The sequence below is a fragment of the Glaesserella parasuis genome (genome assembly GCF_002015085.1).
Classification (GTDB): Bacteria; Pseudomonadota; Gammaproteobacteria; order Enterobacterales; family Pasteurellaceae; genus Glaesserella; species Glaesserella parasuis.
On sequence record NZ_MUXW01000014.1, the window covers coordinates 23,529 to 43,114 of the forward strand.

Annotated in this window: 15 protein-coding genes; 2 read left to right on the top strand and 13 right to left on the bottom strand. The window is 37.8% G+C overall.

The features are described 5' to 3' along the window. Positions 1–321 precede the first annotated feature (321 nt). Both nlpI and pnp read right to left on the bottom strand, forming a co-directional pair. The gene (nlpI, locus tag B0183_RS05135; protein ID WP_021115998.1) at positions 322–1,245 is read right to left on the bottom strand and encodes a lipoprotein NlpI; all 924 of its coding nucleotides are present in this window, start codon (positions 1,243–1,245) and stop codon (positions 322–324) included. A 73-nt stretch (positions 1,246–1,318) separates the two neighbouring features. Then, positions 1,319–3,448: a polyribonucleotide nucleotidyltransferase gene (pnp, locus tag B0183_RS05140; RefSeq protein WP_078208447.1), complete on the bottom strand. Its 2,130-nt coding sequence runs from the start codon at positions 3,446–3,448 to the stop codon at positions 1,319–1,321. A gap of 345 nt (positions 3,449–3,793) precedes the next feature. On the opposite strand from pnp, the gene B0183_RS05145 reads away from it, so the two are divergent. Further along, positions 3,794–4,126, top strand: a complete 333-nt coding sequence (locus tag B0183_RS05145; protein WP_021118189.1) for a type II toxin-antitoxin system RelE/ParE family toxin — start codon at positions 3,794–3,796, stop codon at positions 4,124–4,126. Then, entirely contained in the window at positions 4,123–4,440 is a 318-nt protein-coding gene (locus B0183_RS05150) for a helix-turn-helix domain-containing protein (RefSeq protein ID WP_021112352.1), read from the top strand. The genes B0183_RS05145 and B0183_RS05150 overlap by 4 nt, the downstream gene beginning before the upstream one ends. Positions 4,441–4,463: 23 nt before the next feature. Here B0183_RS05150 and B0183_RS05155 read toward each other — a convergent pair whose 3' ends face one another. From B0183_RS05155 to B0183_RS05205, 11 genes are all read right to left on the bottom strand, one after another. After that, complete coding sequence (locus B0183_RS05155; protein ID WP_078208448.1) at positions 4,464–6,257, bottom strand: ABC transporter ATP-binding protein/permease; 1,794 nt, start codon at positions 6,255–6,257, stop codon at positions 4,464–4,466. 238 nt (positions 6,258–6,495) lie between these two features. Continuing rightward, on the bottom strand, positions 6,496–7,977 hold the full coding sequence (locus B0183_RS05160) for a TonB-dependent siderophore receptor (protein WP_327078127.1): 1,482 nt from the start codon (positions 7,975–7,977) through the stop codon (positions 6,496–6,498). 392 nt (positions 7,978–8,369) lie between these two features. Further along, positions 8,370–10,016 carry a bifunctional UDP-sugar hydrolase/5'-nucleotidase UshA gene (ushA, locus tag B0183_RS05165; RefSeq protein WP_078208449.1) on the bottom strand — a complete coding sequence of 549 codons (1,647 nt, stop codon included), beginning with the start codon at positions 10,014–10,016 and terminating at the stop codon, positions 8,370–8,372. A 46-nt stretch (positions 10,017–10,062) separates the two neighbouring features. Further along, the gene (locus tag B0183_RS05170) at positions 10,063–10,425 is read right to left on the bottom strand and encodes a diacylglycerol kinase (RefSeq protein WP_021110803.1); all 363 of its coding nucleotides are present in this window, start codon (positions 10,423–10,425) and stop codon (positions 10,063–10,065) included. Positions 10,426–10,583: 158 nt separating this feature from the next. Continuing rightward, on the bottom strand, positions 10,584–12,818 hold the full coding sequence (locus B0183_RS05175; protein ID WP_021113576.1) for an ATP-binding protein: 2,235 nt from the start codon (positions 12,816–12,818) through the stop codon (positions 10,584–10,586). 85 nt (positions 12,819–12,903) lie between these two features. Next, on the bottom strand, positions 12,904–15,237 hold the full coding sequence (gene lptD / locus B0183_RS05180; protein ID WP_078208450.1) for an LPS assembly protein LptD: 2,334 nt from the start codon (positions 15,235–15,237) through the stop codon (positions 12,904–12,906). Positions 15,238–15,304: 67 nt separating this feature from the next. Next, on the bottom strand, positions 15,305–16,672 hold the full coding sequence (gene hemN / locus B0183_RS05185) for an oxygen-independent coproporphyrinogen III oxidase (protein ID WP_016527834.1): 1,368 nt from the start codon (positions 16,670–16,672) through the stop codon (positions 15,305–15,307). 2 nt (positions 16,673–16,674) lie between these two features. After that, positions 16,675–17,124, bottom strand: a complete 450-nt coding sequence (locus B0183_RS05190) for a DUF2489 domain-containing protein (RefSeq protein WP_021110807.1) — start codon at positions 17,122–17,124, stop codon at positions 16,675–16,677. A gap of 5 nt (positions 17,125–17,129) precedes the next feature. Further along, positions 17,130–17,702, bottom strand: coding sequence for a Der GTPase-activating protein YihI (gene yihI / locus B0183_RS05195; RefSeq protein WP_038513875.1), 573 nt, complete (start codon positions 17,700–17,702; stop codon positions 17,130–17,132). A 97-nt stretch (positions 17,703–17,799) separates the two neighbouring features. Next, positions 17,800–18,507, bottom strand: a complete 708-nt coding sequence (locus tag B0183_RS05200; RefSeq protein WP_062924515.1) for a SanA/YdcF family protein — start codon at positions 18,505–18,507, stop codon at positions 17,800–17,802. 3 nt (positions 18,508–18,510) lie between these two features. Next, positions 18,511–19,404 carry a DMT family transporter gene (locus B0183_RS05205; RefSeq protein ID WP_021113580.1) on the bottom strand — a complete coding sequence of 298 codons (894 nt, stop codon included), beginning with the start codon at positions 19,402–19,404 and terminating at the stop codon, positions 18,511–18,513. Positions 19,405–19,586: the final 182 nt, after the last annotated feature.

Sequence of the window (19,586 nt, forward strand, 5' to 3'; positions counted from 1 at the left end):
TTAGAAAAGCAAGGTTATCAGGTTCATTGTAGGGACACACTGTGTGTGTCCGCAAGCTATCAAATTCACATAAAAATTAGGCAATCGGACACACGCAGTGTGTCCCTACAGAGCACCATTTATCAGAATTTGGCAACCCATCTTTAGAAAAGATGGGGAGCGGATCAATCCAACATTTCACTAAAAAATAAAAATTATATTGTTGAGCTTTTTAGGTAAGAAAAATAAATAGAAAGCAAACCAATGCTTTATATAACTTGTCACACAGTGTAAGCGGTTTGATTTGCAAAAAATTTTGCGAAACCTACCGCTTAAATCGTCCTAATTTTTCCCAACAACGGGATCTGTTTGTTTTGCTCTTTGATGTAATTGAGCTAATTCAAACAACGCAAAACGATACTCAACAAAGTTATATACTTGATTTGCAATAGCTAGACGGAAAAGGCTTTTAGCCTCTTCAAGCTGATTCATTTTGAGTGTTTGTTTTGCAAGATAAAAATATGTTTCGGTTAAAATCTCTGCATAAGCTACCGTATTCGGTTCAGCTTGAGCAATCATTTTTAAACGAAGTTGTTCAAGAGTAAAATCCCCTAGCAAGTAAGACACTAAATGTGTCCCCCAAAAGTCTTTTGACAAATGCTTGGCACGTTTTAACAAATTTGCTTTTGCATCACTTGGGTTTAATTCTAACTCATTGAAATATAACCATAATACACGGTAAGGATCGGACTTATCTGCTTTATAGAAACGCAATAAATCACGTTCTGCCTCAGAATAACGACCACTATAGTAAAATGCTAAACCACGATTTAAACGGGTATAATCATAATTTGGATCGAGTTCCAACACGGCATTAAAAGCATCTATAGAACTGTCATAATCATCTTCAAGCAATAAATATAACCCTAAATAATTATAGGCAGCTGCCATTTTAGGTGCATATTCAACCGCTTGCGTAAAATCATAACGAGCCAACGACCAAAGTCCTAAACTGTCGTAAATAACGCCTCTTTCAAAATGTAATTCGGCACGTTCAGCTTGGCTTAATTTCGCTTCTTGCAACACTTGCGTTAAACGAACAAGCATTACTTCCTGTTCAAAACGTAACTGAGGATTGAGTTCCGATAAAGGTAATTTTGTCGGGGCAATCATATCTGACACTCTGTTCACACAGCCTGTCAAAAAAATCATTACCAAAACTAACCAGCAAAAACGAAAATTAAACAACTTAAAACGTTGTGGCATTAATAAAACCTTAGGTATTTATCATTCTTAAAATGAAGATCCCTTCCCCTGTTCGAGGAAGAGATAGATGTGATTATTCTGCTAATTCTTGAATTTCTTCAACAATTTCTGTTGCAGTTGCATCACCATTCAGATCTTTCATAGTTAAGCGGATACGACCTTGACGATCGATTTCTACCACTTTCACCTGAACTTCTTGACCAACAGATAAGTAATCCGCAACACGTTCTACACGAGCTTCCGTGATTTGAGAAATATGCACTAAACCTTCTTTACCGCCAAGGATAGACACGAATGCACCGAAATCAACCACACGAGTTACTTTACCTTTGTAGATTACATTCACTTCGACTTCTGCAACGATCTCTTCGATACGTTCCATCACACGTTTCGCGGCGTTGTTGTCTGTTGCCGCAATTTTCACTGTTCCGTCATCATCAATGTCGATTGATGTGCCGGTTTCTTCGGTTAATGCACGAATTGTCGCACCACCTTTACCGATCACATCTTTGATTTTCTTCGGTTCGATCTTCATTGTATGAATACGAGGTGCGAAGTCAGAAATTTCTGAACGTGGTGCAGGGATCGCTTGTTCCATTACGCCTAAAATGTACATACGCGCACCTTTTGCTTGATTTAATGCGATACGCATAATTTCAGGGGTGATCCCTTCAATTTTGATGTCCATTTGTAATGCAGTTACACCTTCACGAGTACCTGCTACTTTAAAGTCCATATCACCTAAGTGGTCTTCATCACCTAAAATGTCTGAAAGTACCACAAATTTCTCTTCTTCTTTCACTAAGCCCATTGCGATACCAGCAACAGCCGCTTTGATTGGTACACCTGCATCCATTAACGCAAGAGAAGCACCACATACAGAAGCCATTGATGAAGAACCGTTTGACTCGGTAATTTCAGAAACCACACGCACAACATATGGGAACTCTTCTGCCGTTGGCATTACTGCTAACACGCCACGTTTCGCTAAACGACCGTGACCGATTTCACGACGTTTCGGCAAACCGATACGACCTGTTTCACCTACTGAATATGGAGGGAAGTTGTAGTGGAATAAGAAGCGATCTGATTTTTCGCCTGTTAATTCGTCAATAATTTGTGCATCACGCTCTGTCCCTAATGTCGCAACCGCTAATGCTTGTGTTTCACCGCGAGTAAACAACGCTGAACCGTGCGTACGAGGTAAAACGCCTGTGCAAATATCTAATGCACGCACGGTATCCACTGTACGACCGTCAATGCGTGGTTCGCCTGCGATAATACGGCTACGCACGATTTGGCTTTCTAATGCGGTAATAATATCTACAATCTTGCCGCTTGAAATGGTTTCATCTTCTGCAGTTAATTGAGCGATAACGTCCGCTTTGATTGCGTCAATTTGTTCATAACGTGCTTGTTTTTCAGTGATACGGTAAGCATCGCCAAGACGAACTTCTGCTAATGCTTTAACTTTATTGATTAAATCCGTATTTGGCTCTGGAGCAACCCAGTCCCAACGTGGTTTGCCTGCTTCTTTCACAAATTCTTTGATGTTTTCAATCACAACTTGTTGTTGCTCGTGACCGAATACCACTGCCGCTAACATCTGTTCTTCAGTTAAAATATCTGCTTCAGATTCAACCATTAATACCGCTTTGTCTGTACCAGCCACTACTAAATCTAAACGGCTTAAACGTTGTTCTGATGTAGTTGGGTTAAGCACAAATTGGTTATCAATGAAACCAACGCGCGCCGCACCGATTGGACCATTGAAAGGCACGCCAGATAGAGATAATGCTGCTGAAGCACCGATCATCGCCACTAAATCTGGGCTGATTTGTGGATTAACAGAAACCACTGTTGCAATCACTTGAATTTCGTTGAAGAAACCTTCAGGGAAAAGTGGACGAACTGGACGGTCAATTAAACGCGCGATTAAGGTTTCGCCTTCAGATGGACGACCTTCACGTTTGAAGAAACCACCCGGAATACGACCTGCCGCGTAAGTACGCTCTTGATAATCCACAGTTAATGGGAAGAAGTCTTGACCTTCATTCACCTCTTTTTTTGCCACCACAGTAACAAAAACGGTAGTGTCGTCCATACTTGCCATTACTGCTGCCGTTGCTTGACGAGCAATAGCCCCTGTTTCTAAAGTTACGGTATGCTGACCGTATTTAAATTGTTTGACGATTGGAGTCATTTGAATGTTCCTTATGAATTTTTGGATTTATTGTTGTTTTATTTCCTAAAAATTGCGACTAGCAAAAGTAATCTCACACATCAAATTACTTTTGATAGCCGCCTCTTAGAATGCGAAGAAATAAAACTTGGCTATTATACAGAGATTTTCTGAAAAATCGCCTGTTATTTCGGAATTTGTAAGAAATTTACGCAAAGTGCCCGCTTGTTTCGATCAGCTCTTATTTTTGTGATGCTCGTCGAAAAATGTGTTTTTTCTGCTTGTGTAAATATAAAACGAATCAATAATCCTATTTTCCTTGATATTTATTACTTTTGGTATAAAATTTGATACAAAATGAATATAATGCGTAAGCCTGTTCTATGGGTAGGCTCAACCCTAGATGATATTAGGTTATTCCCTGATCATATTAAAAGAGAAATAGGTCATGATCTTGACCTTGTTCAGCAAGGGTTAGAACCAAGAGATTTCAAACCTATGCAGAATCTTGGTAGTGGAATCCTTGAAATTCGAATCAAAGAGCAATCGGGTGCTTATCGCTTGGTCTATGTTGCGAAATATCATAATGCGATTTATTGTTTACACGCCTTTCAGAAAAGGAGTGAAAAAACCGCTAAACGAGATATAGAAATCATTAAAGCTAGATTTAAAGCTATTCATCAAGGAGAAAAATCATGATTGATACTGAAATTCGTCATATTACTTTACCCACAGATAACATTTTCAGTGATCTTGGCTTTGAGCCAGAAGAAGCAGAACGCCTAAAACAAGCAAGCCAAGCTCTCATTGAAGCTAAAATCTCTTTAATGAATAATGTGACAGAATGGATTAATGCAAATAATCTCAAGCAGGCAGATGCTGCAAAAATTCTTGGTATTACACGTCCAAGAGTTTCTGACGTAGTTAATCATAAAATTGAAAAATTTACACTAGACGCGTTGTTTATGATGATAAACAAAACAGGAAAAACCATTCAATTTTCTATCACATAAAAACAGGGCTTTCGCCCTGTTCTCTATTTATTCATACAACACTCTTCTACCCCACAACAACCTGCATTAAGATTAATCCGCTTGTTATGATAAGGGTACAAGGTGCAACGGTGTCCAACGCTAATAACAGTACTATTTGGCAACTCTTCCCGAATAGTGCGATAAAGAATAGACTCCGTTGGCTCATCGAGGGCTGAGGTTGTTTCATCAAGGAAAATTAATTCAGGCTTACTGAGTAAAATTCGCACAAAAGCAACCCGTTGTAATTCACCTGGAGAAAGGGTGAGTTGCCAGTCGTTGTCGTCATCAAGTGCGTGGGTATATTTATCCAAACAGCATTTTTCCATTGCTTGTTTAATCTGCTCGTCTGTCGCTTCAATATGTGGATAACAGATGGCTTCTCGCAATGTTCCCTGTGGCATATATGGGCGTTGTGGTAAGAACAACGGCTGTTCGCTACACGGGTGCTCGGCTGTGCCAAAGGTTTCAAAAGGATAAATACCTGCCAACGCTTTCAGCAACGACGTTTTGCCTGTGCCTGAAGCACCTTGAATTAGCAAGGCTTCGCCACGTTTTATGTCAATGTTGATATTTTTCATCAGAATATTACCGCTTGCATCTTTCATACCAAAATCTTTCAGCATAAATCCTGTGGTGCAAGGATATGGCTGGTGGACTGGCATTTCGTCTAGATGATCAAGGGTGGTAAAGAAACCGTACAGACGGTTTAAACGTGCTTGATACAGGGTAAATTCATCATAGAACAGACGGAAAAACGACAAAGCACGCATTAAGCGGTTGAAAGATTGTACCGTTTGGTGCATATCACCTAGGGTTACTTGCCCTGCAAAAAAGCGTTGCGACTGCAACATCAGCGGTAAAATCATTGCAATCTGCGTTACCCCTGTGTTAAAGCCGTCTAAGCCCAACATTTTTTGGACAATTTTCCAACGGTTATCAATCACCGCAGAAAATTTTGCCTGTAAATTTCGGCGTTCTTTGGCTTCTCCCGAATAAAAGGCGATACTTTCGGCATTATCTCGCACACGAATGAGCGAGTAACGGTAATCCCCTTGTAGCTTCTCTTTATTGAAGTTCAACGCAATCAGCGGGCGACCAATAATTACAGAAAGCAAGGTAGCGACAATAATAAAAATATAGATAAAGAACACTACACCTTTCGGGATTTCTATGCCGAAGATCGCCAAGATCCCCGATAGTCCCCACAAAATAATGGTAAATTCAATGGTGGAAACGACCGCATTAATCACCCCGCGCACCGCATCTAGCGTTCCACCGATAAACTCTGTCGCGTCTTGTTCGATACGTTGATCGATGTTGTCGGGCAACTCTTTTTCATACTTCACGAGATAGTAATTTTTATTGGCTAACCAGCGGTCAAGCATTTCGTGGTTGAGCTTTTCTAACCAACGAATTTCAAAGACTTGCTGTAAGAAATAGTTGATGATGGCGTGGATAATTTTCACAATCACCAACATTAAATTAATGATCGCAAAAAACCAGAAGGCATCAGCTTGCTGTTTTTGTAGCGAGCTGTACAAGCCGTTGTAGAAAAAGGTGTTGAGTACGCTAATGCGAACTTCCATTAACACCATTAATAATAACAATAGTACTAAGCCGACTGTTTTGATTTTGTTGGATTTCTCCCAGCAAGGTTTGGTGATATGCCAAAATTTTTGTCCGAAAGCAGTTCGCCCAACGAGTTTACCTGTTAGATATAGTCCGATAGACACGCAAGCGAGTGCGATTATCAACCAATAGACGCTGTTATTAACTTCTGTTTGCCAGTTGTTCATAATTCATTTACGACAAAAGGGCGAATGTCGCCCTGAGATAGAAAGAGACAAGCGGTGGAAACTTATAGAAAAATGTAGGGACACACTGCGTGTGTCCGTATATGAACACGCTAACAGACACACGCAACGTGTCCGTACATATGAAGACATTTTAGCGGACACACGCAGTGTGTCCCTACAGCATGTAAAAATCCGCCAAGATCGCACCGCTTGTTACATTAAAACTCAACTTTTGCGTTCAACAAAAATTCACGTCCGTTACCGTAACTGCCACATTTTTCTTATTGATATTGAACAGTGCTAAATTGGTGCTGAAGAAGGCATTTTCATATTTTGTCCCCACTTCAAAGGACTCGCCTTGTTCTGGTTTTAAACCTGATTCAGTGATTGCTGAACGGCTTAAATGTGGGCGGAAAGATTGTGCATAGTTACCATAAACAGCCCAGTCAGGCGTAAATTTATAGACTAAACCACCTTGATATAAGAATTTACCGCCGTGTCCATCTGTATATAAACGATCCGCAACGGTTGAACCGCCACGACCTGCTTCCTGATCGTAGTATTCATAACGAATACCACCCGATAAAATCAATTTATCGGTTAAATAGGCAGAATCTTGAAGGTAAATACCAGCCGTTTTTAATGTTGCAAATTGATGACCATTATTGGTCGCTAGCGGCATATTTGCCACGCTGGCGGTATTATAAACTGGGTTGCTTAATGAAATATTGCTATTACCGCCTTGATAACGAGCAATATCTAATGTAGTGCGAGCAAGATCTACCCCAGCAACGACACGATGTGCAACATTCCCCGTGGCAAATTCGCCAACCGCATTGATACTTCCACTGTGGTTACGCTGTTCTGAGCCTTGAATACCTTCTAAACGGCGAGTGACACGCTCTCTGTTTAAATTAATTGCCGTTACACGCGCTTGCCAATAATTGTAGGTATCTTTGGTATAGCCATAGGTTGTATTCAGTGTCCAAGCATCATTTAATTTTTGTGTTGCTTTTACAGAAACAGCATCAACTTTACCCATTGCTTCATTAAATGGCTCGTCTAAACAGCGTTCTTTTGGAATATTGACGATACTCCCTTTGCCTGTACCGTTAGCGATAACATAAGTACCACGGTCGAATGGATCGGTATATTCTTGATGTTCATAACCTACAATAATTTCGGTTTTATCATTTTGCCAAGCGAGAGATGGTGCATATAAAGTACGCTTAATTTCACCAAAATTACGCCAATAATCTTTATCATTTTGGTCGAAAATAAAACGGTAGGCAAAGCCATTACCTAAGCCACCTGTGGCATCAAGATTTACGCCCCAAGCATTATTACTCCCCATAGAAGCACCTAGCACATATTTCGCTTCTTGTTGTGGTTTTTTCGTCACTACATTGATATCTTGAATCCCATAAAGCACAGATGCAGGACCTTTTAACACTTCAACGCGTTCTGTGGTTGCTGAAAAGTTATGTGAAGGACCAGCGACAACACCATTGCGTAAAATGGAGTTATCACGGTTTGCACCAAAACCACGTTTTAACACCGCATCCATTAAACCACCAAGGGTATTGGCTTGTGTCATACCACTGATAGTCGCTAATGCTTCATCAAGTGTTTGAGGTTTACGATCTTCGATTAATTGGCGATTGACCACATTTACTGTTTGCGGAGAATCAATTAACGGGGTCGTGTCTTTATTAGCAATATTGCTTTGGCGAGATTGATAACTACCACGGTTATCTTCTAATTATGCTGTTGCATTTACATTCACTTCCGCTAGGGTGCTTGTTTCAGCAATAGCAAAGGTAGGAACAGAAAACAGTGCTGCATAAAGAACATTGTATTTGAATTTCATAGATTTGCTCTCTGTAAAGGTAAAATAAATCTTCTTGAAAATAATTCTCAAATCGTCGAAACAATACAATACTTTTGAATAAAGATCTCCAGCTAAATCCTTTTAGCAAACTATATTTTACATTGATTTTAAATTCAATTCTAAAAACAAACATTGCTTTACAGTAATTATTACATTAAAAAAGCGACAAAGTTAAAAATAACTTTGTCGCAGATTATTACATAGTATTGTTTTGTAAATTTTTATTTAAAGATCACATCATCTTTTGGATCATATTTTGAGGCATCAATTGGTGAATTTTCTTCAAAGTATTTTTTCAACATTTCAGCATCAATAAAGCCTGTATTCACATAGCTTGGGTGTTTTTTCAAGATTGGATAACCATCGCCACCTGCTGCACAGTAATCAGGTACAGACACTTTGTAAGTTTTATTGAGATCAAGAGGTTTACCACCGACTTTCACATCAGACACCTGTTTTGCAGTACGATCAACAACCATAGACACGCCAGCAAATTGTGGATACGCTCCCATATCGACTTCTTTTAGGGCAACAACATTAAGGTAATCAATTAACTCTTTACCTGTTAAATCAACGGTTGCAATCATATTACCGAACGGCTGAACAGTAAGCAGATTTTTGTAAGTGACCTCACCTTCATTGATTGAAGCACGGATACCGCCAGAGCTCATAATACCAATATCCGCTTTCACACGTTCCATTTGTGATTGAGCAATTAAGCGACCTAAATTCGTTTGGTGGAAACGGATAACTTTACGATCACCCTCAAGGATACCACCTTTCACTTCACCGACTTTCACACCCAATGATTTATCGCCTTCATCTTGATATTTTTTCAAGTGCTCAAATACAGCTTTATCTTCAGGGATCTCTTCTTGATACAGTTTATACTCGCTCTTACCGTCAGCTAACTTAATTTTTTGTTTAAGATTGACAGGGATAAGCTCATATTTGACTAGCTTCGTTTTACCATTTTTAAATTCAAAATCAGCACGACCTAAGAATTTACCCCATTCACCTGCTTGAACGATCCAAGTACCGTTTTGGAAATCAGGTTTACACTCTTCACCTGGTGTATATTTGAGTTTAAATACGCCTTTCTCATCAACACAAACGGTATCGTGAGTATGTCCGCCGATAATCAAGTCAAAAGCCCCATTATCCAAGCCACGAGCAAGAGATACATCGCCTGGAGCATTCATACCGTGTTGTTCATCAAAGTAGTAGCCCATATGGGTAAGCGCGATACTTACATCTGGTTTTTCGGTTTTCTTCACTTGGGCAAGGGTTTCTTTTGCGGTTTTAATTGGATCATTAAACACCACATTTTCAGTCACATCAGGGTTACCAAGTTTTGCCGTATCTTCTGTAGTTAAACCGATTACCGCAAATTTCAAGCCACCTTTATTAAGCGTAACATAAGGTTTTACAAGGTGTTTGTTTGTTTTTTTGTTGATAACGTTTGCAGAAATGAACGGGAATTTAGCCCATTTTTCTTGCATATCAAGCACTTGCAGAGGGAAGTCAAACTCGTGATTACCCAACACTGCCACATCAAAACCAAGCATATTCAAGCCTTCAATATCTGGTCTTGCATTTTGCATATCAGACTCAGGTACGCCCGTATTGAAGTCACCTGCATGAAGTAAAACAACCTCACCGCCTTTTTCAGCCACTTCCTTACGGATTTTGTCGATCAAGGTTTTTTGAGCAGCAAATCCATATTCACCCTTATCATTTTTCCAGAAATGACCGTGGGTATCATTAACGTGTAATACGGTAAACTTATAGGTTTTATCCGCTTCATACGCCATCGCAGTAGTAGCTCCCATAAGAGCCAAAGCAAGTAGAGTTTTATTAAATTTCATATAAGATCCTTTAGTTTTGACAGAAATAAGTGAAAAACTCACTGGATTACAAACATAAAATCAGTAACCAAGTAAGCCCTGTGATAAGCATTGCAACAAAAACAGCGGCAGAGCCAATATCTTTCGCACGACCTGATAATTCATGATATTCAGACCCGATACGATCCACCACAGACTCTACAGCACTATTGAGTAGCTCAGCCACTAACACAAGCAACACCGAACCGACTAATAGAATTTTTTCGATTGCCCCATTGCCTAAATATAAACCGACAGGAATGAGAAAAAAAGAAAGCCACACTTCTTGACGAAATGCGGCTTCGTGAATATATGCACTTTTCAGACCTTTCATTGAATAGCCTGTAGCACGGACAATACGTTGAAAATTTGCTTTGTTTTCAGGTTTCATTAACTTTATAAATAGAATAAGACTAATTAGTCTTATTCTAACGCAATTACCGGTTTATGGAAACAATTCATTTAATAGTGAATATGTATTTATTTTTGCAATGGAAATCTAACCAGTGCTTGATATTACATATTAATTTGTATTAAAAGCAGAAATTCCTATAATTTTTCCACATTATCTATTTTGCTAACCCACCTAACCGCTTCATTCCAATCTTCCCTCCAATCTTTCAATAATTCAACCCAAGAAACGAGATTATTTTCCCACTCATTTCCATTATCACTTTGAGCTAATTGCGCAATTTGTTGTAAATGAACCAAGCCCACAGATGCCAATGCCCCCTTGATTTTATGCGCTTCATCCGCAACACATTTACGTTTCTGTATATCACCAGTCTCTTGCCAATCCTGTAAATAATCATTTAAATTCTCTAAATAATTAGGCATTAAGTTGGTAAAGAGATCTAATGTTGATAACACATTCTTTTTACCCATTACCTCAACCAACTCTTGAAGCATTTTAGGATCAAAAGACATTTTACTTATCGGTTCTAACAAGACTACATCGTCCGAGGATTCCTCTAAAAACCCTTCATCAAAATATCTATTTAAGCATTCAGATAAAGCCTCTAATGATAGTGGTTTACGTAAAACATCATCCATTCCTTGTTGCTGATATTCAGCTTTGGTTTGCATAATATTTGCTGTCAAAGCAATTAATAAAGGCAGATAATCAACATCTCCGTCCTCATACCTCTGACGTAATTTTTGTGCTATTTCTACTCCCGTAGTATCAGGCAACTGAATATCTAATAAAATTAAGTCATAACTATTTTTATCAAATAACTCAAATGCTTCTGCTCCTGTCATTGCAACATCAACATTACACCCAAACTTATCCAACATAGCTTTTGCGACGACAATATTGACTTCAATATCCTCTACCAGTAATACTTTTAGTGCATGTGTATTTATTGCTACTTCTTTATAATGATTTGCTTCATCAGCTTGAATGATAAGAGTAAAAACAGAACCTTGATTTAATTCACTCTCAACAGTTAAATCTCCGCCCATTAAGCGAGCTATACGTTTCGATATTGCTAAACCAATACCACTTCCCTGAGCTTTCTTACCCTGGGAATTTTCTGATTGATAAAACATTGCAAAAATTTTACGCTGCTCACTTTTCTTTATGCCAATCCCTGAATCTTTCAAAATAAAAGCATAATGATCATGATCTCGACGTTCCACTTTTAGTGAAATCTCTCCCCCAGAAGGGGTAAATTTGACGGCATTATTCACTAGATTCCATAAAATTTGACTAAGTCTAGCATTATCTACACAGACAAAATCAGGTAAATTATCATCGTACTGAATTGTAAATTTAATTTTTTTCTGCTCTGCCATTAAATTAGCAAAATGGCTGATGTTACTGATTAATTGTGAGAATTCTACTTCACTACGAAATAACTCAATGCGGCGACTATCAATTTTTTCCAAATCAATAATATCACTGAAAATATGCCCTAACGATACAGCACTAATATTAATTGTTTTTAAATACTCTCTTTGTTGTGCAGATAATTCACCTTCTAATAAAATACGGCTTAAGCCAATGATACCATTTAGAGGTGTTCGTAACTCATGACTGATTGTAGCCATCAACGTTGACTTATCTCGGCTATTTTTTTCAATCATTTCTTGATATCTTTTACGCTCAGTAATATCTCTTCCAAACCCCATAATACAGTGACATTCATTTACTCTATCATAGTAAGGCACCTTACGAATTTCAAAGCAGGAAAGTTTATTGTTAGAATGGCGAATCCACTGTTCGTAAGTAACTCCAGTATTACTAATTAGAGTATCTCTATCTGTATCTAGAATTAATTTAGCGGTTTCTTTAGGATAAATATCTTTTGGAGTAAGATGAAGTAACTCTTTTTCTGAACGTCCCGTTAAAACTTCCATTGCCCTATTACATCCGAGAAACTCCCCATGTTGATTACGATAAAAAACAAGATCTGGAGAAGCATCGAAGAAAGAACGTAAAAATTCAGCCTGTTGTTCTAACTCTACATTTAAACGAGCATCTTGTTCACGTAACAAGGAAAGATCATTCAACGATTGCTCCAAACGAATACGAGAACGTTCAAGTTTTTCTAAAATTAGATTAAAAAAATAAATCACGAAAGGAGCCGATGTTAGACCAAAAATAATAGAACGAAAAATATCGCTAGTATTTATGCTCCCAGTAAATATCCAGCTCAATAGGCTTTGTGTAAAAATTGCAAACACCGCTAAAATAATCAAACCCAATAATGCGGATTTCCCTTTACCTAAACGTAATACCCAATTGACATAACGCTGGGCATATTGCTTTGGATTTTTCATTATTACCTCATCAATATTCGCCACTACTCATAAGAACCAATCTTAGTTGATTGATTCTTTTAATTCATCAAAGAGGCTAAAAAATTTAATTGATATTAAACGCTTCAATATAAGGGAGAATTCCTTTTTTAAGCATCTTAGGCACGGTATGTTCATAATTTCCATTAAATCTAACTTCAAAATTAATACCAAAACGATTATCATAGTAGAAATCGTTTATCGTATCGCTTTTCCCCATCGGAGTTGAAATCAAATGTCTAGAAGTATAAAATTTTGCACTCCAACAACAAGTGCTATAATTTAAACCCAATTGACTCTCAACCGGTTTTTTTAAAGCAATATCTTGATAGTGGCTCATTACTATTGATAAATTATTGCTCAATGACCAAGCTATAATACCTCCAACTTGCTTAATATCCTGCCCATAGCGATTATCACTTAAATTTTGATCTATATAGTTTTTGCTTGCATAACGATAATTAAGCTGAATCACGTTATTATTTTTAGGCTTAAATTGTAATGAAACATTTGCTAACGATGTTTCGTTTAGACGTGTATCATATTGATAACTTCCATGCCAATTCCAGTTTGAATGAAATTTCCAGTTAGATTCTAATGACCAAGAAGATGAGTGTTTTGTATCGCTATTTAACGACTCACTATCAACTCTTGAAGGAGATAAATATTGAATCTGTCCTGCACTAAAGTTAAATACTTCTTTTCCTGTTTTGTCGCTAAAAAATCGTGTAGTACCGCCTAACGTAACCTGATTAGCAGAGGCAATGCGGTCCAACCCACTATAACTACGCTCATTAAATAAAGAGTAATAATCCTGCTGCAATAAAACGGAGTCATAACCTAAACCTAAATATTTAGGATTTCTAACTCCAATATTTCCTTGATTTTTATATGGACGATATAAATATTGTATTGTTGGCTCAAAAACTTGTGAAAACCCATTAAACAAAGGTCTTTCCTTTTCCAAGACAGTTTTAAAATCCAACTTAAATTGAGGTAATACCCGGAGTATATGTGACTCTATCGGTATTACTTGTGCTTGCCCCATTTTCTGTAAATAATAGGTGGTATATAGCTTAGTTTCTAAAGCTAAACTTCCTAACCGGTTAACAAAAGGAACATTTAAACTAGGTTCTAAATGAAAACGCCACGCTGATGGCATGAGTTTATTTTGATTAACAAAATGCGCCATCTGCCCAAACATCTTGAAATCAACATCAGAAACTAAATTATTTTTATAGTAATTAAGCTCAATCTTTGGTAACACATGATAGGTAGTGCTATCATTTTCTACATAAAATGACTGAAATTTTTTTCCTGAAATAGAAAAATTATAATCTGAATGATAGTACCCTAATTTAAACTGCTGTACCGCATAACCATCAGTACTATTCCCGTACATAGAATTAAAATCAGAAAAGTACCGACTATCACTAACTCTTTTATAATCAACAGCTAATCTCCAATTATTAAAAAAACTCATATCATGTTGCCAAAATAGCATATAACGAGATTTACTATGATTTGCCCAATTTTCAAGTCGATCCTTACCTAAATATTCACCGGCTATTTTACCTTCTCCTAAATAAGTTAAATAACGCAGTTCAGGTGCAATCTGCCAACCACGTTTTGAATAGTATGTTGGTACAAATGTCATATCCATGTTAGAAGCAATATTCCAATATATTGGCTGTGCATATATATAACCATCTCGTCTTGAATGACCAACACTCGGAGCCAATAAACCAGAACGACGACGATCCCCTATTGGAAATTGCAAATAAGGAGAATAGAAAATAGGTATACCCAATACTTTAAAACGCGCATGCCATACTTCAGCATATTCCTCTTCAACATGCTGAACCATTTCATTAGCTTCAATAGCCCAGGAGTTATCATGAGGTAAACAAGCTGTAAAAGTTGCATTTTTCATTCGACGGGCTTGTTCAGTTATCATGACTTCATCAGCAATACCTCTTCCTTGTCGATCAACTAAATGGTAATCGACCCTGCCTAACTGAGCATCATAGTTGTTCAAATTAATCTTTGCATTATTACCTATCGCATTAATGAAATTATCCCGATAATCGAATTTACCGATTAAATAAGCAAAACGCATCTGTTCGTTATTCTGTTCTACCTTAGCTTTTTCTGTAATAAGAGAACGATTACCTTGCTTAACACTAACTTCACCAAAATATGTTGCCTCAGAAGGATAATTCATTTCCATACGATCTGACTCAATATACACAGGTAGAAGAGTCTGATCACCTTGTATAATATCCCCCTGAAAAGTAGGAATTCCTTGTAAACATTGCATTCTCAAATCTGCTATTACATATTGACTACAGCAAGCTGCAACAATAGCAATAGAAAGTAAACTATAGCGATATGGTTTCATAATTTGATTCTACTCACATTTGTAAACAAATAAGCCTATGTAACTGCCTTATTTGCAAACATTATCATTAAATGATTCTTGAAAATTGTTGTCGTTTTGCTTGTTGTCTTGAATAAATATCAAAGCACATACAGATATTTCTGATCAATAAACGCCCTCGAGGCGAAACAACAATACCCTTTGCACCAATATCAAGCAAACCATCTTTTTCTAACGGTGCTAATAATAATAAATCCTCTGCAAAGTACTGATTAAAATCAATCTGATAATCTTGCTCAAAGCGGTCATATTCTAGCTTAAAATTACAAATTAGGGCTTTGATCACATCACGGCGTAAACAGTCATCTTTAGTCATACTCAAACCTTTGTGTAATGCAATACCACGCATTTCCACCTCGGTATAATACTGTTTCAGCTCTTTATGGTTTTGAGCGTAGCTATCCCCCAGTAAACTAATTGCCGATACCCCTAAGCCTAACAAATCCGCATCTTCTTGGGTAGTATAGCCTTGGAAATTACGGTGTAATTCCCCTTTTGCCTGAGCAATCGCCAATTCATCATTAGGCTTTGCAAAGTGATCCATACCGATAAATTTATAACCTGCGTTACCTAAAGTTTCAATCGTTTTCTGTAAAATTTCGAGCTTCGTTTCAGGGGCTGGCAACATTTCATCTTTAATTTTGATTTGTGCTGCAAAACGACTTGGTAAATGAGCATAGTTAAACACGCTCATTCGATCAGGATTTAACTCAATCACACGGTCTAAGGTAAACATAAAACTTTCTACTGTTTGTTTCGGTAAACCGTAGATCAAATCAATATTAGTTGAGGTAAAACCTAGCTCTCTTGCACGTTTCATTAAGGAAAAAATGAACTCTTCATCTTGCTCACGATTAACCAGCTTCTGAACTTCTTTATTGAAATCTTGGATCCCCATACTAATTCGGTTAAACCCAATTTCACGCAAATGATCGAGCATTTCCAACTCAATCTCTCGCGGATCCATTTCAATACTGATTTCCGCATCATCGATTACGTTAAAATGTTTGCGTAACATCGCCATTAGACGTAGCGACTGTTCTTCATCAAGATAGGTTGGCGTACCACCGCCCCAGTGGATTTGAGTTACTGTTCTATCCTTAAATAAATCCGCACGGTATTTAATCTCTTTTTCTAAATAATCCAGATAAATATCGACTTTATGCTGGTGGCGTGTAATGATTTTATTACAAGCACAGAAATAACAGAGTTTATGGCAAAATGGAATATGCACATAAAGTGAAAGTGGCTTATTAGGATAACGTGCAGCAGCAGCTTTGAAATCATCATCATTATAAGACTCATTAAACTCTAACGCTGTTGGGTAAGAGGTATAGCGAGGTCCTGATTGATTATATTTTTGGATAAGATTAATATCCCAAATAATGTCTGTCATTGTTATTTTAACTCTTGTTTAAATTGCTCTATTTCGCTTAATAATTGATGAAGTTCTTGCTTAATCTGCTCAGATAACTCTGCCTCTTTTGATTCACGCTCTAAGTCAAGCCTCATTCGCTCATTACGTTTTAATTCCTTACGAGCCTCTAAAATTGGCATTGATTCAACCACTTGATACAATGACCACATTGCTGGATATTGACTTAATTTTTTGCCTAGTACATCAAGTAATGGTTTTAATCGTAATACCCCTTCAGAAAAACCACATTGCTCAGCTAACATTGCTCGTCCAATGACATCAATGCTCTCGATAATCGAACGATAGCGATTAAGTTGTGCCTCTTTTAACTGTTTTTTCTGTTTTTTTAATTTAAGCCATAAGGAAATTGCGTAACCTGCCATCGACAGCACAATCAAAATTGCCAAAATAATTAGAAAAAATCGCATCATCATTTTTAACGGAAATTATTAATGTCCATCGTTTCAAATTGACGCAGCAAATCTTCTGATTCGTCTTCTTCATCTTGAATCCCTAACTCAGTCATTAATTCGTGAACGCGATCTAAACATTCATCAACAAATTTCTGATCTTGTGCAGACAATGTTTTACCTGCTTCTAAATCGTCTAATAGCTGATTTAAACATTCATTATTTTCTAACTGTTCTAACTCTTGCTCTGGACTTAAACGAGGTTTCTCAACTTCAATTGGCACAGGTTTAATAACACGGTCTTTTTCTGGTTGATTAATAAATTCCACCATTAACGGCACTTTTTTACGGCTACCGATACGCGGATCTTTTACCTCTTTCTCTACTTTTTGTTTTTGCTCATTCCCTTCATTAGTGCGAGAGCCTGACGGCAAACCTTTATGTTTACGTTTTTTCTTTTCCTCACGCGCAGCTAAATCTAATTCATAACGTGTTGGTTTACGGCCCTTAGACACTTTTGCTTTAGGTTGTAAGGGTTTATCTGCCTTTCTTGCAGGCATAATGTCGGTAAGACGACGACTTTTCTTTTGACGACTCATAATGTAATTAGTGAATAAAAATAAATTCAGATTGTATCACTAACTGGAAAAAATAGAAAAGGGTGATATAAATCAATCCATGCCTATACTCAGGAATTTAATTATTTTTTATCATCTTCATCTGTGAAGGTTCCAAGGTTGTCGCCTCTTTCCCTAACAATAAACTCACCGCCATCGCACTTCGTGCAAAAAATTCACGAATCCGCACTTTATAGTGAGCATCTGGATATTTTGCCGTAAAACAGACCGCTTCAATTTGGTGAAATTTTGCAATGAATAAGGCTCGTTCACAATGAAACTGCTGAGAAATGATGATAAAGGGTTGTAATTGAAACACTTTATCCGCCCGAATAATCGAATCTAACGTATTATAACCAGCATAATCCTGTCTAATTCGCTGCCACGGAATCCCCATTTGGCGTAAATCATGGGTCATCATTTTGGGCTCATTATAGTAAGCGGTCTTATTATCACCGCTAACTAATAAATAATTGACCTTGTTATGCTCAAATACCGCTTTAGCTGCATCTAAACGATATTTGTAGTAAAGATTAGGCGAGCCTGACGGATAATATTTTGCGGTTCCCAGAACCAACGCATATTCCCGTTGGGGTAATTGTCGTACATCAATATAAATTTGATCTCGCACCCAATAGCCTGTTGCAAAATCAATAGCAAACATCAGCAAAAAAAGAGGAAAGCACAATCCCAATATGCCTTTCATCAGCCAAATGCTTACGCGAGCTACCCAACGTCTCCCCGTTGTTTTTGCTGTCGATTGCTCTGTTTGAGATTGTTCCGCCATCATCTACTTCTGCTGAGATTGTTTCGCTTCGGCGTGTGTAATATACATCGTCGCCCCAATAATAATTGCTGCCCCTAACCATAGCTTACCTGGCGGCACCCAGTTAAAGACAAGCCAACCTGCCAAAACGTTCAATGGCAACTTAATAAAATCAAAAGGTTGAATATAAGAAGCATCGGCCAAACTATAGGCTTTAGCGACAGCAAGCTGTGCCAATGCGGTAAAAAATCCCAATAAAATTAAGAAACCAAAATCACTAAATGATGGCAAACTAAATCCTTCAGGGCTTAAATTCGTCAATGCGATCAACAAGTTAAATGGGGTAATTAAAATAAATAGATAGGCTACCATTGTGGTTGGCGAATCTTCGCTAGAGAGCTTTTTCACCATCAACGAATAACACGCCCAGAAAAATGCGGCAGCAACAGGCAATAACACCACCCACTCAAAATTTTCTGACCAAGGTTCTAAAATAATCATCGCCCCCACAAATCCCAAGAAGGTCGCAATCCAGCGTTTTGTATCCACCTTCTCTTTCAAAAACAGCCCTGAGCCAATAGTCACAAACAGAGGCGATGTCATCAACAACGCAATCCCCTGCCAAATGGGAATAGGATAAGCTAAAGCCATTGTCCAACACTGAATACCGATTGCCGACAAAAACACCCGAAAACAGTGCATACCAAAATGCTTCGTCCTCAACGACTGAAAAAAGCCCATATTTGCCATACTTGGCATTAAAAAGACAAAAGCAACAAGGTATTGCACCAGAGCAATAACACTGGCATCAATTGTTGAAACGGAAGTTAATTTAGGAATAAGCGTATTGACACAAGCAAATAAAAAGCCTGCGGTAATAATTGCAATAGCGCCTTTGACGGGGTGGTGATGTGACATAACTACTTAAAAATGAAAACAAAATAAGCCACTAGCATAGCCGAGCTATAATAAATTGCAAGTTTGATTTTCAGGTTACACATTACCAATCGATACATAACATAGTAAATAACGTAATAATCTCAACCTAAAGCGTTATCGTCTAACTTCCTGAGCAATTTGATAATCGTCAAAACTTCATC

Bases quoted from the DNA above. Each gene is read 5' to 3' on its own strand.
- B0183_RS05170 (WP_021110803.1), bottom strand. From the start codon at position 10,425: ATGAAACCTGAAAACAAAGCAAATTTTCAACGTATTGTCCGTGCTACA.
- B0183_RS05190 (WP_021110807.1), bottom strand. From the start codon at position 17,124: ATGATGCGATTTTTTCTAATTATTTTGGCAATTTTGATTGTGCTGTCG.
- nlpI (WP_021115998.1), bottom strand. From the start codon at position 1,245: ATGCCACAACGTTTTAAGTTGTTTAATTTTCGTTTTTGCTGGTTAGTT.
- B0183_RS05205 (WP_021113580.1), bottom strand. From the start codon at position 19,404: ATGTCACATCACCACCCCGTCAAAGGCGCTATTGCAATTATTACCGCA.
- B0183_RS05155 (WP_078208448.1), bottom strand. From the start codon at position 6,257: ATGAACAACTGGCAAACAGAAGTTAATAACAGCGTCTATTGGTTGATA.
- yihI (WP_038513875.1), bottom strand. From the start codon at position 17,702: ATGAGTCGTCAAAAGAAAAGTCGTCGTCTTACCGACATTATGCCTGCA.
- lptD (WP_078208450.1), bottom strand. From the start codon at position 15,237: ATGAAACCATATCGCTATAGTTTACTTTCTATTGCTATTGTTGCAGCT.
- ushA (WP_078208449.1), bottom strand. From the start codon at position 10,016: ATGAAATTTAATAAAACTCTACTTGCTTTGGCTCTTATGGGAGCTACT.
- B0183_RS05150 (WP_021112352.1), top strand. From the start codon at position 4,123: ATGATTGATACTGAAATTCGTCATATTACTTTACCCACAGATAACATT.
- B0183_RS05145 (WP_021118189.1), top strand. From the start codon at position 3,794: ATGCGTAAGCCTGTTCTATGGGTAGGCTCAACCCTAGATGATATTAGG.
- B0183_RS05200 (WP_062924515.1), bottom strand. From the start codon at position 18,507: ATGGCGGAACAATCTCAAACAGAGCAATCGACAGCAAAAACAACGGGG.
- B0183_RS05175 (WP_021113576.1), bottom strand. From the start codon at position 12,818: ATGAAAAATCCAAAGCAATATGCCCAGCGTTATGTCAATTGGGTATTA.
- hemN (WP_016527834.1), bottom strand. From the start codon at position 16,672: ATGACAGACATTATTTGGGATATTAATCTTATCCAAAAATATAATCAA.
- pnp (WP_078208447.1), bottom strand. From the start codon at position 3,448: ATGACTCCAATCGTCAAACAATTTAAATACGGTCAGCATACCGTAACT.